At 43.5% G+C, this 14769-nt stretch carries 12 protein-coding genes; 1 reads left to right on the top strand and 11 read right to left on the bottom strand.

The features are described 5' to 3' along the window. Positions 1-11: 11 nt before the first annotated feature. The 6 genes from IT084_RS05915 to IT084_RS05890 all read right to left on the bottom strand — a co-directional run bounded on the left by IT084_RS05915 (position 12) and on the right by IT084_RS05890 (position 7075). Positions 12-1157 (bottom strand): acyl-CoA dehydrogenase family protein, encoded by a 1146-nt coding sequence (locus tag IT084_RS05915; RefSeq protein ID WP_195711932.1) that lies wholly within the window; start codon positions 1155-1157, stop codon positions 12-14. 59 nt (positions 1158-1216) lie between these two features. Then, complete coding sequence (gene fadK, locus IT084_RS05910) at positions 1217-2857, bottom strand: medium-chain fatty-acid--CoA ligase (RefSeq protein WP_195711931.1); 1641 nt, start codon at positions 2855-2857, stop codon at positions 1217-1219. Between the two features lie 14 nt (positions 2858-2871). Further along, on the bottom strand, positions 2872-3660 hold the full coding sequence (locus IT084_RS05905) for an SDR family NAD(P)-dependent oxidoreductase (protein WP_195711930.1): 789 nt from the start codon (positions 3658-3660) through the stop codon (positions 2872-2874). Positions 3661-3667: 7 nt separating this feature from the next. Next, positions 3668-4525: a shikimate dehydrogenase gene (gene aroE, locus IT084_RS05900; RefSeq protein WP_195711929.1), complete on the bottom strand. Its 858-nt coding sequence runs from the start codon at positions 4523-4525 to the stop codon at positions 3668-3670. A 570-nt stretch (positions 4526-5095) separates the two neighbouring features. Continuing rightward, the gene (locus IT084_RS05895; RefSeq protein WP_195711928.1) at positions 5096-6133 is read right to left on the bottom strand and encodes a zinc-binding dehydrogenase; all 1038 of its coding nucleotides are present in this window, start codon (positions 6131-6133) and stop codon (positions 5096-5098) included. A 195-nt stretch (positions 6134-6328) separates the two neighbouring features. Beyond that, positions 6329-7075: an SDR family NAD(P)-dependent oxidoreductase gene (locus tag IT084_RS05890; protein WP_195711927.1), complete on the bottom strand. Its 747-nt coding sequence runs from the start codon at positions 7073-7075 to the stop codon at positions 6329-6331. Positions 7076-7936: 861 nt separating this feature from the next. Between IT084_RS05890 and IT084_RS05885 the strand changes: the two genes are divergently transcribed. After that, positions 7937-8404 carry a desulfoferrodoxin family protein gene (locus IT084_RS05885; RefSeq protein ID WP_195711926.1) on the top strand — a complete coding sequence of 156 codons (468 nt, stop codon included), beginning with the start codon at positions 7937-7939 and terminating at the stop codon, positions 8402-8404. A 457-nt stretch (positions 8405-8861) separates the two neighbouring features. On the opposite strand, the gene IT084_RS05880 is transcribed toward IT084_RS05885, so the two are convergent. The 5 genes from IT084_RS05880 to IT084_RS05860 form a co-directional block, all read right to left on the bottom strand. Beyond that, positions 8862-10025: an acyl-CoA dehydrogenase family protein gene (locus IT084_RS05880; protein WP_195711925.1), complete on the bottom strand. Its 1164-nt coding sequence runs from the start codon at positions 10023-10025 to the stop codon at positions 8862-8864. 249 nt (positions 10026-10274) lie between these two features. Then, positions 10275-11312, bottom strand: coding sequence for a zinc-binding dehydrogenase (locus tag IT084_RS05875; RefSeq protein ID WP_195711924.1), 1038 nt, complete (start codon positions 11310-11312; stop codon positions 10275-10277). Between the two features lie 119 nt (positions 11313-11431). Continuing rightward, positions 11432-12619: a CaiB/BaiF CoA-transferase family protein gene (locus IT084_RS05870; protein ID WP_195711923.1), complete on the bottom strand. Its 1188-nt coding sequence runs from the start codon at positions 12617-12619 to the stop codon at positions 11432-11434. 69 nt (positions 12620-12688) lie between these two features. Continuing rightward, positions 12689-13465, bottom strand: coding sequence for an SDR family NAD(P)-dependent oxidoreductase (locus tag IT084_RS05865; protein ID WP_195711922.1), 777 nt, complete (start codon positions 13463-13465; stop codon positions 12689-12691). A 122-nt stretch (positions 13466-13587) separates the two neighbouring features. Beyond that, positions 13588-14760, bottom strand: coding sequence for a CaiB/BaiF CoA-transferase family protein (locus tag IT084_RS05860; RefSeq protein ID WP_195711921.1), 1173 nt, complete (start codon positions 14758-14760; stop codon positions 13588-13590). Positions 14761-14769 lie beyond the last annotated feature (9 nt).

Below are 14769 nucleotides of genomic sequence, written 5' to 3'. Positions count from 1 at the left end.
TACATTTTTTACTATTTTTTAATAATGTTTCTTCCTATGATCAAGCGTTGTATCTGGTTCGAACCATCAAGGATTTGTATCGCCTTAGCATCACGCATCATACGCTCCACCGGATATTCCTGCATGTAGCCGTAGCCTCCCAGTATCTGTACAGCATCAGTAGTTACTTTCATCGCCACATCTGAAGCAAAACATTTTGCCATGGCCACCATAGCCAGTGTATCCCGGCTTATCCGTCCCGCTTCCCGGTCTACCCGGGCATTCGTCATCCGGACCAGGGATCTGGCTGCTTCCACAAGCATCGCCATATCTGCAATCATGAACTGAATTGCCTGAAATTCGGCAATTGGCCGTCCAAACTGTTCCCTCTGTTTAGCGTAAGGCACAGCGTAATCTAAAGCTCCCTGAGCGATCCCCAATGCAATAGACGCGGCCCCCCAGGCACGCATACTATTGGCCAGGAAATTTAGCGCATACCAGCCTTCCCCTTCTTTACCCAACCGGTTATCCTCGGATATAAAAGCATTCTCTAAAATCAAGTCAGCCGTAATCGAACCATGTAACCCCATTTTCTTTTCCACTTTGCCAAAACTAAGACCTTCGGTTTCCTTCTCTGCTATAAATACAGAAATCTCACGCTCCTGGCCCGTTCTTGCAAAAATAAGATATAAATCGGCCACTATTGCCAGTGTAATAAAGCACTTTCGTCCATTGAGCACATACCCACCTTCAACTTTACTGGCTAACGTTTTTAATGAGTGTGCATCCGATCCGGCATTGGGCTCGGTTAAACAAAATGCACAAAGCTTTGGACCTTTACTTAACCGTGAAAAAAAACGTTCTTTTTGTTCTTCGTTACCCAGTAAGTCAATAAGCCGAATTACCGAGTTTGTAGATAGAAGCATTGGGCCAACACACGCCAGAGCCCGGGCACATTCCTCAATCACCAAGGACATTGTAAGTGCATTGGCATGAAATCCACCATATTTTTCCGGTAAAGCCATCCCTAAGATGTTATTCTCATAGAGTATTTGGGCAATGTCCCAAGGAAACTCATCCGTTTGATCTATTTCCTGCGCCCGGGGCATAATTTTTTCGGTGGCTATTTTTCTTACAGTACTTTGAATCATTAATTGTTCTTCAGTAAGTTCAAACATGTGATTAAATCTCCTTTCTATGCAGTTAATTGATTAATCCAAAATCTTCAGTAAAATTACTATTTTAAGTAACCTTCCTGTTGCAGCTTGTTCTTAATATCCTCACGCAACAAATATTTTTGAATTTTACCAGAGGCGGTCCGCGGGAGGCTTTCCACTATTTCTATGCGCTCGGGATATTTAAACTTGGCCACATTCTTCTCTTCAAAAAAAGCTACTATCTCTTCCAATGTTGGTTCCTTATCAGCATTATGTGGTACTATATAGGCACATGTCCGCTCACCCAGTCTTTCATCGGGCATAGCCACCACACCCGCCTCGCGTACTTTGGGGTGCTGCAGCAATATATCTTCAACTTCGCTGCTGCTGATATTCTCTCCACCGCGGATGATAATGTCTTTCTTTCTGCCCGTAATCCTGATATAACCGTCATCATCCATGGTGCACAGGTCGCCACTGTAGAACCACCCTTCATCATCCATAAAACGTGCTGTCAATTCGGGCTCCTTAAGGTAACCCACAAAGACATTTGGCCCACGGGACGCTTCCTCTCCCTCAACTCCTGCCGGAACCGTCCGCCGCGATTCGTCAACTACCCGCACTTCCACACTCGGCACGGCCACACCATCTGTGTTAATGGTTCTCTCAGGGGGGTCATCCGGGCGTACGAATGCGTGCGGTACGCTCTCGGTAGAACCATATCCACTCAGTATTTTAAAACCTTCTTTTAAAGCTTCTTCAACCATATGCCTGGGTATCGGCGCCCCGGCGCACACAAAGAGACGCAGTGAAGAGATATCGTATTTCTTTTTTTGTAATTCACGTAGTATATCGTAAACAAAAGGTGTGGCTCCCATACTACAGGTACATCTTTCATTCTCGATTAGCTCGAGGCTCTTATCCGGTTTAAATATGTCCTGAAGGACACTTTTAGCACCAAACATAAATGGCATGGTCACACCGTGGTGAAAACCAGTGGCATGGGCCACTGGGGCGGGCATTAACATAACGTCGAAACAGTTGAAATTCAACCTGGCAGCAAAAGCCCTTTCAGCGGCAATAATGTTATTATGGGTAAACATCACACCCTTCGGAAAGCCCTCTGTTCCAGAGGTAAAAAGAACAGCTGCCAGATCGTCCGCACTACGCATACTGTTACCGGCCAGCGGGGAAAACTCCTTTATCACCCTACCTAAAGTAATGCCCACATTAACCTTCTTTTCTTTTTCGACCATGACCACTTCCCTCAGGCTAGGGATTTGTGGCGCCAGCGAACGGACCATTGCTGGATAGTCATAATTTCTAAACTCAGCCGGGATAAACAATACCTTGGATTCACATTTATTTAGAATGTACGATAATTCCTCGGCGCGATAATTTGGCAGGATGGGGTTAGCAACTGCCCCTGCTTTCAGACAGGCCGCATAAATAACGGTAAATTCAGCCCAACCGGGTAATTGGAAAGATACAAAATCACCTGGCGCCACCCCCGCCTCTTTGAGAAAAGCAGCTACCCTGCCAGCGGCGTCATCAAGTTCAGCGTAGGTATAGCATGTTCCCTGTAGATCTACCACCGCTACCTTTTCTGGGGCGCTTAACACCGCCATCTTCCAATAATCGGCCAGAGTAGCGTCACCCCAGTACCCTTTTTTACGATATTCACTCTTTCGGTGTTCAATAAATTTAATCCCAAAAGTCAATCCTTATCCCCCCCTTAACAGCTATTTTTAGCCTTGCTTACCGGGCGACCTTTAATGTGTGACTGAATGCTCCCCAAAAGACCCCCATCGACCAGAACAGCCTGACCGGTTATGTACGATGCTTCTTCGGATACGAGAAAGGCAACGACATTGGCGATCTCGGTGGGTTTGCCAATTCTTTTCATAGGTATGAGGGCGGCCCGTGCAGCATGGATTTCCGGGTCGGCGATAAGATATTCATTCAGCGGTGTTCGTATAATACCCGGACAAACAGCATTCACCCGCACGTTAAACTGTGCCCATTCAAGAGCCATCTGTCTTGTAAGCATGATCACTCCTGCTTTGCTACTGCTGTATGCTCCCATTCCTTCATATGGCTCCATTCCCGACATGGAAGATATATTAACAATTGATCCCCCCTTATTTTTAAGAGTCTTTACAGCAATCTGGCTGCACAAGAAAATTCCTTTCAGGTTTACATCAATAACCCTGTCCCATTGATCCTCTTTAAGACTTTCCAATCTTCCGGGCATCGTAATTCCAGCATTATTTACCAGAATATCAAGTTCCCCAATTTCTTTATTAACCCGTGCAAAAGCTTCCTCCAACATTACCCTGTCCGTTACGTCCACCTGATAGAAAAAAACTGTCCCCTGTTTTTCTAATTGCTGAAGTGTCTCATCCGACGCCTTTTTCCGACAAAAAACCCCTACCCGGGCACCTTCACGTACAAACCTCTCAACGATTGCCTGCCCGATACCCCGGCGGCCGCCGGTGACTACTGCCACCTTACCCTTGAGCAATCCACCATCACCCCGTCATTACTTTCTGCAATACATTACGCATAACTTCCTTGGGAGGTTTTACACCGGTCCATAACTCAAATGCAAGGGCCCCCTGCTCAATCAGCATACCAATTCCGTTCATCACCAAACACTCGTGGGCCAGAGCTCGCTGCAACAACTCTGTTGTACGATTAAACACCACGTCACAAACTATCAGACCCCTGCGAAAAACGGAATCATCCAGTGGGATTTCATCATTCCCGGGATGCATACCTACAGAAGTAGCATTCACCAGGACGTCGGCCTCCTCGATGCTTTTACGCAAAGAATCTCTTGTTAAAGGAATGCCCCGGGCAACGCAACCGGTTGTTTCCATAATATTGTCCGCGAGAATTTGCCCCTGCTCAACCGTTCGATTAGCCACAAAGATCTTCTTGGCCCCGCGCAACCCCAAACAAACGCCAATCGCCCGTGCCGCACCTCCTGCGCCAATAATTACATACACCTTATCCGCTACCGGGGTTCCAGTTTCGTTTTTAAAAGACTCAATAAAACCGGCACCGTCCGTATTATAGCCTACTAGTTGACCTTCCTCTGCGACTACTACATTAACCGCCCCAATAATCTTAGCTTCCTCATCAACCTTGTCCAAGAATTGCATTACTGACGACTTATGCGGTATAGTAACGCTTAATCCCTTAATACCCAGCGCTTTAATTCCCTTTATAGCGTCCGACAGATAATGCTTTTCAACCTTGTAGGCCACATAAACGCACCTCATACCTAATTCAGCAAACACAGTATTATACATAATCGGAGATAACGAATGTTCTACCGGGCAACCGATTACTGCAAATATTTTTACATCTGCGCCTATTAACATACGCCTCACTCCCGAGCATCTCGCTACATACCTTGGCTTGCAACACCTGGCATTGTTCTTCTTTTCCCTGAAAGAACGATGATCTCTGCTGCGCTCGATGGCTACATCATTTTAACCATCCCCTCCAACCAGAAACGTTTTCACATTAGGCTTCTTTGTGGAATTGAGTTTCATAATCCAGATCTCTCTGACTATTTAGAACATAACTAAAAGCAAGAATTATACCAAAAACAAAAAAAATTAAAGTCTTTTATTTGACTTTTTTACCCAAGTTTGAAGTTTCGATAAGGAAATGTTTACATAATTAACAATTTATGGAGTTTTTTACTCCTGGGGTTACCTGGCCACAAATCCTTTCATAAATTTTAGGTAAGAAACACACCGAACTCAAAGGAGTATTAATACAAAGCAGCTATTATTTCCTTTGTATATATGTCTTTTTTTTCTTAAAAAGAAAAAATGTCCTGTTAATCATACATTTCATTATGATTAGCCAGACACATGTACGATTTTGTATACACATCCATTTCGTCTATCTCGGTCGCGTTGGTTTTACCACTGGTTAAAAAACTACGGAGCAAGTAATACCCGCAGTCCCTTTCTTTGGTCAATTAAAGAAAAAGCTCTTTCCCAATCCTTTAGAGATAGGGTATGGGTTGCCATCGGCTCCACATTTAAACCACCTTCCAAAAGTTTACAGGCCTGCTGCCACGTCTTAAGTTTATACGCCCTATTTCCGATCAGACTTATTTCTTTCAATGATACTTCAGTCATCATGATCTCGCTTGGTTTCGCTGGAAAACCAGTTATCCCTATCCTTCCACGTTTAGCTACCAATTTCATTGCCTGTGACACAGCTGAAGGACGTCCGGCAGCATCAAACACCATATCTGCTCCCCTGCCGCCGGTAATATCTTTTACTATGCTCACAGGATCCTGTTCTTCAATATTAATAGTCTCAGCCCCTAAGGATTTAGCTAATTGCAATCTGTCTTTATGAACCCCTAAACCGGTTACAATTACCCGACTAATACCAATAGCTTTTAGAACCATAAGTATTAGTAACCCAATCGCCCCCGCTCCAATAACGACAGCAACCTCTCCTAATCCAGGCTTCACTCTTTCCACAGCATGAATGGCCACGCAAAGGGGTTCCATTAATGCCCCGGATATAAAACTTACACTATCCGGAAGTTTAATTACGTTCTGGGCTTTAACAGCTATAAATTGGGCAAATGCTCCATTGAGATTTATCCCCAAAAATTGCCGATTATCGCATATATTAATAAGGCCTTCGGCACAATAACTACATTGCCCACAATAGTAGATGGGATTTACAGTGACACGTTCCCCGGTTTTAATTCCTTGCACTGCGCTACCCACCTGGGCAACGACTCCAGCGAATTCGTGACCCAGGATTCGAGGGGAATCAATCTGATAAGTATTTGCAATCGCTTCGCCCCAGTGATAAAAAGAACGGTCTGTTCCGCAAATCCCACAAACCTTTACTTCAATTAAAACTTGATCAGGGCTAATCGAAGGAATTGGGACAGATGCAAATTTCATATGCCCTGGAGCCCCTTTACACTTCAACACAGCATTCATCATGACTTAACTTAAGCCTCCTTTCTTCTAGGTGAGCTACCAGCATTTCCTTCGAGTTTAGCGTGATTTTTTTTACTTATTACATTATTTTCAAAATAATGACAAAGACAAATGCTCTAATTTATGTCCAACAATTGGTTCCCCATTATTTATATTGCTAATAGATTGGCAGGAATTTTCATGCCCAATATGAGCTCTTTAATCAAAAACTGTTATGCCACTTAAAAATGCACCATCAACAAGCAATGACGTCCCATTAACATAATCAGACCAATCACTAGCCAGAAAAACCGCAGCTTTAGCAATGTCCTCCGGTGTACCTACTCTGCCCTGCGGAATTTTGGGCAGTAATTTCGCAAGTATTTCTGGTTGTTCCATCAGGCTTCTATTTAATTCCGTCTTTATAACACCTGGACATATACTATTAACCCTTATTCCATATTTCGCCACTTCCATAGCGAGACTCCTTGTAAAATTCACCACTCCGGCTTTGCTAGCGGCATAGGCAGCATTTTTGTAACCAGTCAAACTGGCTAATGAACCAATATTGATTATACATCCACCCTGCTGCCGGATCATAACAGGTACAACATACTTTGACATCAGAAAAGTACCTGTCAAATTTACTCTGATAACATTAGTCCAGTCAGCGTACGTATGCTCGACCGCTGATTTTCTAACGATAATTCCCGCGTTGTTGACTAGTATATCTATCCTCCCATATTCCTTTGCAACATTTTCTACCAAGTCTTGCACAGAATTTTCGTCACCGACGTCACATATTTTCAGCACCGAATTAGGAATTTCATTTACCACGTTGCCACAATTACTATTTATATCCGCAATAACCACCCTTGCACCAACTTCGGCCATGGCCTTGGCGGTACTTTTGCCTATACCGGACCCCCCACCGGTTACTATGGCAACCTTATTTTCTAATAGCATATATATACCTCCCTCGTATAATAGTTCTCGGAAAAACACCTTCCCTCCAAACCGGACAACCCTCACTGGACAACCAGTAAGATGAATTCTGAGTCCTCCTTTTTTTAATCATCTGTATCAGAAAACTTAAAGACTTTGCTGGCAGTTCCGTTCAATAATTGCTCTTTTGCTTCCGGGCGCAATCCTAACTCTTCGATTTGCTTTAAGCAGGTTGGCCAGTTAAGGACGGGAAAATCCGGTATGTGCCGCAACTATCTTTAATTTCGGGAAGAAGAGGGCAATATCATCCAGAAGTATCATGGTTTCGGTTTTGTTTCGTTTGTTTCGATTTTTATTGCGTGCAAAAGTGGTGCCAAATAAAAAGCCGAGTGGCAGTACCTTCCGATCACTGACTCGGCCTTATATTTATACGAGTTCACTCAGGTCCGGGCGGCTGCATAACTCGGCCCTTCGGGCCTTAAACAGATTCGCCGTTTATCCTACGCCTCGCTCGCTTTATTAATGGACCTCGTATGTTCGCTCCAGGTACACCACTCGGCTTTAGCTATAATTAAGTATAATTTCCTAATCAATAAAAAACCCGCCAAGTAAGCGGGAGTTTTATTAAAAAATTGTCACCTTCTATTTTATATGTCCGCAATACCTAACACTACGTGCATGCTCAATCGGACACTTGTATGATACCTCGTATATATTCATCTATTCTAAGCCATGTTTTCTTAATATTTCATATAGCGCCGAACAGCTAATCCCAGATTTCGGGCAGAAGCCATAAACGGCATCTACAGCAAGTGACGGCAGGAGAACCTATTCTGGCTGTATAAATATTTATAAGCATTTTATCATGAGGATGTGAAAATTATGTGTCACGAGCCGAAATTCTTTATTTGCAAACATTGCGGCAACCTAGTAGTAATGATAGAAAAAGCCGGTGCCAAAATCATTTGCTGCGACCAGCCTATGAATGAGCTGGTTCCAAATACTGTGGACACTTCCAGCGAAAAACACCTGCCTGTAATTACCTTTACAGGCGGTTTCTCAGCTAATGCTGCCACAGTTAGCATTGGCAATATTCCCCATCCTATGACGGAAGAACACCATATTGAGTGGGTCTATCTCCAGACCGTACAAGGCGGGCAATTTAAATACCTGGCGGTAGGACAAGATCCCGTGGTCACTTTTGCCCTAGCCGATAAGGATGCCTATTCTTTTTGCGACCGACCAATCTGTAAAATGGGAAGAGAACACTGTATGTTTAAATGTAAGCGGGGCTTTGCAGCATATGCTTATTGCAACCTTCATGGTTTGTGGAAAACTCATATGCAATAGTTTTTAGTTGTTAGTTGAAATAAACATGTTTCCTGAAATTTATTTCAAAAAAATCTCCTCATCATAATAATTCCTTATCATAATAATATCTATATATTTAATTGCTGAAACCGGGAGTGGCCACCCTTTACATGGAGCATCTCGGCATGTGTCTCCAGAAAGCTAGCGGGAAGGCTACACTATGCTTGGGCCTTTCGCCCAAACAGGTTAACACAGGCCGCGCTCCATATAAAGGGCTTCGCAAACGGCCAAAAAATTATTCGATACCAATGGTTAAGCTGTCAATGTATGGCAAATGTTAGAACTTGAATATTATAATTGATCTTGGTATTGCCATAATTAACCGATTAGGAAATTTGTTTGTATCTTAAGAAATTTGTTTGTATCTTAAGAAATTTATTTGTATCTTAAATTTTTAAAAAATGTGTCTTGACAATGCGTTCCGACTTGAACAGGACTACTTAATAATACCATTATTAGGAATAAGACCCCTGGCGATAGTTAGACGTTGAACTGTACGAGGACCCTCTTCAAACCATAGAGCTCTAGCATCACGGTACATTCTCTCTACTGGGCCATACGGATTGTCTTCGAAGTATCCGATACCGCCAAAAATCTCCAAACAAGAGTCTGAAACCTCACGTACAGTGTCAATACCAAACAGTTTGCACATGGACGCTTTCATCTCAATGTCCTCGCCACGGTCATATTGTCTAGCACAATCCCACAGCATCATACGGAGTGCGTGAACTTTGGTGCCCATGTCAGCAATCATTTGTTGAATGGCCTGGCGGGAAATTAAAGGTTTACCAAAAGTAATTCTATCTTTTGCTCTGGCAATAGCCAACTCAAGAAATCTTTGAGACAGACCTAAACAATTAACGCCGATTGACGCACGGGAAATAGCAAGAGCCTCCTTGAAAATATCAAGACCGTCACCCTCTTTGCCCAAGATGTTCGTCGCAGGAATTTCGCAGTTTTCCATAATCACATGTCCATGGCCGGCTCCGCGGCAACCCATCATATGAGGCATTGGCTCTACGCGGATACCAGGCCTGTCACCTTCGACAATAAACGCGCTGAGACCGCCTTTTTTTCTTTTGGATTCATCAGTTACTGCGAGGATGTAGAAAGCGTCGGTAATGTCTGTAAAGGAGATCAAGGTCTTTCTACCGTTCAAAATATACTTATCACCTTTTTTTACAGCCGTTGTACGAATGTCCGCACCAGAGCCACAATCAGGCTCTGTCAATGAAAAGGTAATAAAGTACTCTTCGGTTGCCATCTTAGGTAACCATTTTGCTTTCATTTCTTCATTACCGTGGTCATGAAGGATATGCCAGTCAAGGCCGTTCACATTATGCAGGAACATTCTGATGCTTCCAGGTCCACGGCTGATCTCTTCGAGAACTTGGAAATACTGTTCAACATTAAGTCCCATGCCGCCATATTGCTCAGGAAGGCGTAATCTGAATAGATCATTTGCCCGGCAAATGTCCCACAATTTTTCAGGGAATACATGAGTCTTTTCCATTTCTGGAACCAAAGCTTCAAACTCGGTTTCTACAATCTTACGGACCTTAAGCCTTAAGTCCATTAACTCTTGATCTGTCAATAACATAAAATTAATCCCCCTCCATATTTGGTGTGTTATTAGATCTCAACTTGATAAGTACCGAGCAGCCTGCCAGACAGGCAACGAGCTTAAATTTACCTTCTTCGTTCTTCCTAAACAGGTTGTCGAACCACCTCCTCCAACCAAAAACATTAGCGAATACCCTTTGAAACATAAATTAAATTTATTGAGTCTAACATAGTCAAGATGTGACCATTAACCCAATAAATACATATATTATCATTTCCGAAAAAACTATGGGGCAAGTAATACCCGTAAACCCTGCCTTTGGTCAATTAAATTAAAAGCACTTTCCCAATCCTTTAGAGGTAACGTATGGGTTGCTATTGGCTCCACATTTAAACCACCTTCTAACAATTTACATGCCTGTAGCCACGTTTTAAGTTCATAAGCCCTATTTCCGATGATAGTTATTTCTTTCAATGATACTTCAGTCATCATGATCTCACTTGGTATCGACGGCAAACCGGTTACCCCTATCTTTCCATGCTTGGCTACCATTTTCATTGCCTGTGGCACTACTGAAGGATGTCCGGCAGCATCAAACACCATATCTGCTCCCCTGCCGCCGGTAATATCTTTTACTATGCTCACAGGATCCTGTTCTTCAATATTAATAGTCTCAGCCCCTAAGGATTTAGCTAATTGTAATCTGTCCTTATCAACACTTAAACCGGTTACAATTACTCGGTTAACACCAATAGCTTTTAGAACCATAAGTATTAGTAGCCCAATCGCTCCCGCCCCAATAACGACAGCAACCTCTCCTAATCCAGGTTTCACTCTTTCAACAGCATGAATGGCTACGCAAAGGGGCTCCATTAATGCCCCCGATTCAAAACTTACACTATCTGGAAGTTTAATTACGTTCTGCGCTCTAACAGCTATAAATTGTGCAAATCCTCCATCAAAATCCGTACCTAAAAATGGTCGATTGTCACATACATTGATAATACCTTCAGCACAATAACTACATTGCCCACAATAGAGAATGGGGTTTACAGTGACACGATCCCCGGTTTTAATTCCTTGCACCTCGCTACCTACTTCGGAAACTACTCCAGCGAATTCGTGACCCAGGATTCGAGGAAAGTCAATCTTATAAGCTTTGGCAATCGCTTCGTTCCAGTGATATAAAGAATGATCTGTTCCGCAAATCCCACAAAATTTTACTTCAATTAAAACTTGATCAGGGCTAATCGAAGGAATTGGGACAGATGCAAATTTCATATGTCCCGGGGCCCCTTTATACTTCAGAACAGCATTCATCATAACTTAACCTAGCCTCCTCTTTGCCTTGCTTCAGTTCTTTAAAAAATTTGTTAAAAAAACAATGCCATTATCTAAATAAAGTCCGTATCGCTTTGCCTGCTGTTCGCAAGTTTACTCGATCAAATCACACCTGCCTCCGAAAGGGCTTTTATTTTTTTATCTGAGTATTTTAGAAGACCTCGATAAATTTCATCATTGTGCTGTCCTAGTGTCGGCGGAGGTGCGTAGACCCTTCCAGGGGTTAAAGATAACTTGGGAGTAACACCAGAAACCCTAAACTTACCAACAGAAGGATATTCTACTTCTACAAACATTTCTCGAGCTTTTATCTGTGGATCTTCCAGCAATGTGTCTACGTCATTCACTCTGCTACAGGGTACTCCAGCCTCGGCTAGTATGGAAACGACCTCATCTACCGTCCTTTCTGCTACCCAGGCCTGAGTAATTGCATCGACCTCATCAACGTTTTCAACCCTTGCCGATGGTGTCACAAATTTCGGATCATCTATTAGTTCTTTCCGTCCCATAACCCGAACCAGCCTATGCCACAGAACATTGCTGGTTACCCCTATGACCACATACCCATCCTTTGCAGAATAGCAGTTATAGGGCGCCACCCATGCAATACGGCTGCCATCCCTTTTCGGTTTCAGTCCCAAGAGGTCATAATTAGGCACCACGTTCTCCAGAATCGCAGCGACATTATCAACCAAAGCGCAGTCAACATGTTGCCCTAATCCGGTCTTTTGCTTATAATATAGTGCTGATAGAGTTCCGTAGACTGCGTACACCCCTCCCAAAAAATCAGCTAATGCATTGCCTACCCGCAGGGGTGGGCCTCCTGGCATGCCGGTAAGACTCATTAACCCACCCATAGCCTGGGCAACTATATCTAACCCGGGCCTTGAGCTATATGGCCCGGATTGTCCGTAACCGGAAATTGAGGTCATTATAATACCTGGATTAACCTCTTTTAATTGGTTATAACCAATATTCCACTTGTCCATTGTTCCCGGACGGTTATTTTCAATTACAATATCGGATATTTTAGCCAAATCCCTGAACACTTGCTGACCTTCCGGTGTTCGCAGGTCTAATGTAATACTTTTTTTATTCCGGTTTGTGGCAAGAAAGCAAGTTCCCTCTCCATTGACTACTGGAAAGGAATGGCGATTTTCATCCCCAAAACCCGGAAGTTCTACGTGTATAACTTCCGCTCCCATATCTGCTAGCAACATTTCTGCATATGGTCCAGCCAACAACCTGGTTGCCCCTAATACCCTTACTCCCGATAAAGCCATCTCCATGATTTATCACCCTTTAATAATTCAATGATTGTTCTGTGCGATTAAAGCCAAGTAGTTAAAACCAGATGATTAATAACAAGACCACCCACCATCCAAAACCAAGGTGTGACCAGTAGTGTATGATGCTTGGGGAATACAGAAATAAAGCACAGCAGCTGCCACCTCCTCCGGTGTTCCCATCTTGTGTAAAGGGGTGCGCTCAAGAATAAAATTGGTTTTGTCAGGGTCAGCCAACAAACCTGCAACCATATCAGTAGGAACGTACCCGGGCGCCACGGCATTAACGTTAATATTATACTGAGCAAGATCTACGGCCAGTGCTTTTGTCAAAGCCATCACAGCACCTTTCGACGTGCAATAAGGAGTAATTCCCGGCAGGGCATTGGTGCCCCTTATCGACGTGATATTGACTATTCTACCACCGCCATTTTTAGCCATAACCCTTGCAGCGGCCTGAGAAACAAAAAATACCGCCGTCAGATTTACCCCAAGAATTTTTTCCCAATCTTGCCTTGACACATCAAGGGCGCTTGTCCTTGGAATTGCCATACCCGCATTGTTTACTAAGATGTCAATTCGTTCGAAAGCTTCACATGACGCTGCAATTAAGTTATCTATATCTTCCTGGCAGGTGACATCGGTACGAACAGCAAGGCTCTCACCGCCGTTGGCCTTGATTTCTTCACAAACTCTTAATAACTTTTCTTTGTTGCGACTGGCAACCACTACTTTTGCTCCCGCTCCAGCCAAAGCCAAGGCTATCGCGCGTCCAATCCCTGTCCCTCCACCGGTTACTACCGCTACCTGACCCTGTAAAGGTAAAACACCAAACCAATTTCCCGTCATTGGATTATCCACCCTCCATCTACGATAATTGTACTTCCGGCTACAAAACGTTACTCATTCGATGCTAGATATAAATAACGGCCCCAACTAAACCAAAAGAACTAGCTATTCTACTGACTAATTCATACTCCTCCGACGATTCCCAGTTTAGCGAACGCCTCGATATCATCCCTTTTGAACCCAATTCGTTCCAAAATCTCCCCAGTATGCTGTCCTAATTCTGGCGGAGGTGACACTGATTGAAGCGAAGTAGGAATTCCAGATAGCTTTAACGGTAATCCAGTTTGCAATATCTTCCCGACGACAGGAAAATCCACGTAATCCATTATTCCGCTATTTGCTGCCAAGATGTCTTTTATGGCATCCCCCATATTCTTGACCGGGGTTACACAAATGTCCTTGTCCTTAAGCCACTCTAACCATTCCTCCTGAGTTTTGCTAGCCACCAAGTCGCACATCTTTTCCCAGGCTTCCTGATCTTCGTGGCGCCGTAAAAATTGTTTGGGGATTAGTTCCTCCATGCCTGTTTTCTCACAAAACTCCTGCCAAAACTTCGTTTCTACCATACCAAATGCCATTAACTGGTTGTCTTTTGTCTTATAGATGTTGTAGCAAAGCGCGGGGTATTCCAGTGTCTCTTGGGAAATGTAATTTCCTTGAAAATGGAATCTGCTATATAACAGGCTAAGCCACCACAAAAATGAATCAAACATCGCTACATCAACGTACTGACCTTCTCCAGTCGCTTCACGGTGAAATAAAGCTATAGCGATACCCAGAGCAGCAACCATAGCGGTTGCCACGTCAGCTAAATGCACCGGAGAAAGCTTGCCTCCATTTAATGATAAATAACCGCTTAACGCCTGCAAATTTACGTCATGGATAGCTTTTAAGCTTGCAGGGTTGTTTTGACCAAAACCCGATAAGGAACAGTAAATTATTTTGGGGTTTATTTTCTTGATTTCAGAGTAGTCGATGTTCAACCGTTGTGTAACTCCAGGGCGAAAATTTTCAATTATTACATCCGCCTCTTCAGCCAACCGTTTAAATATCCGCTGCCCGTCGTTGCTTTTGAGGTTAAGGGATAAGCTTTTTTTGTTGCGACATAAGGCTGCAAAGTAGTAACTAACGCCATGCAATTTTGGCGGATCCAACCTGCAAAAATCGCCCTTTGTTATCTCTTCAACTTTTATCACTTCCGCTCCAAGATCCGCAAATACCTGTGTAGCGTAGGCCCCTGGTAAATACCTTGTTAAGTCGAGAACTTTAATTCCGGAAAATGAATTTTCGCTCATCTTATAACC

The organism is Desulfallas sp. Bu1-1, from assembly GCF_015594625.1.
GTDB lineage: Bacteria > Bacillota > Desulfotomaculia > Desulfotomaculales > Desulfallaceae > JADNRQ01.
The sequence above is the reverse complement of the archived record's forward strand: the minus strand, read 5'-3'. Positions and strand labels throughout refer to the sequence as shown.